Annotated in this window: 2 protein-coding genes; both read right to left on the bottom strand. The window is 51.1% G+C overall.

Features of this window, described 5'->3' with window-relative positions:
* Positions 1 to 308 precede the first annotated feature (308 nt).
* Positions 309 to 572: a helix-turn-helix domain-containing protein gene (locus RG47T_RS06540; protein WP_074488678.1), complete on the bottom strand. Its 264-nt coding sequence runs from the start codon at positions 570 to 572 to the stop codon at positions 309 to 311.
* Positions 569 to 843 (bottom strand): helix-turn-helix domain-containing protein (locus RG47T_RS06545; protein WP_216351019.1); only part of this gene is annotated, 275 nt, incomplete at its 5' end. The genes RG47T_RS06540 and RG47T_RS06545, both read right to left, overlap by 4 nt.

The raw sequence follows: 843 nt of genomic DNA on the forward strand, positions 1-843 counted from the left end.
GGCCAAACGCCTGTTCCGCTTCCCGGCTGTATCGCTGTAGCGATACGCCGGTGACTGTTGATGCAGCACCTTTGGTGCTGCCCCCGCCAAAAGCGGCCTGCCGCTTTCGCGGTTCTTCGGTAATCGCTATAGCGATTACCGGGCTGTTTAAAAGGTGGCACCAAAGGTGCCGCCCGTTTATTCCGGCGACTTGTCGCCGGTCTGTTTTACACCCGCCTGCGGGTGTCAGGCTTTCAGCATACCGCTCGCGGTATCGCTGATCTGCCTGTGTTCTTTTCCAAAGCGAAGCTTTGGAGTAACCAGCCTCTTTACTGGCTGCCCTGTTCTAACAGCTTTTCGATGTCCTCTAACTTGTAATAGAGCATCCCGCCGATCTTGGTGTAACGGAGCGTTCCGTTAACCCGTAAATTCTGTAAAGTACCGGGGGAGATATTTAATAGCTTTCGCACTTCATAACTTTTCAGCCATTGCTTGCTCTGGCCTTGTCCTGGTTTTAGCAGGGACTTGATCTCTATTAGCAGATCCGTTTTAAATTGCTTTAAATCTTCTTTAGTGATTAATTCTACATTCATATTTCGCCTCCTTTGCCTGGTTTGTTTAATGATTGATTATTCGTCTCCGGCGCTTTGGCCTTTACCCATTCGAGCAGCGCGTTGCGGGAGAACAATAGTTTGCCTCTCGTCTTGCTGTGAGGAATTTGGTTTTGCTTGGCCAGCCCGTACAAGGTCGATTCCTTGTAACAGATCAGAGCCGCCGCCTGCCTAGTATTGAGCAGGGCATCACCGTCCGCAGGGCCATCGGTTCCGATGGCCCTGCGGACGGATGTTTCCATGAGCATTGATA

The organism is Mucilaginibacter polytrichastri (assembly GCF_001911425.1).
GTDB lineage: Bacteria > Bacteroidota > Bacteroidia > Sphingobacteriales > Sphingobacteriaceae > Mucilaginibacter > Mucilaginibacter polytrichastri.

What these genes read in the sequence shown, in the direction of transcription:
- RG47T_RS06540 (WP_074488678.1), bottom strand. Translation starts at nt 572, where the DNA reads ATGAATGTAGAATTAATCACTAAAGAAGATTTAAAGCAATTTAAAACG.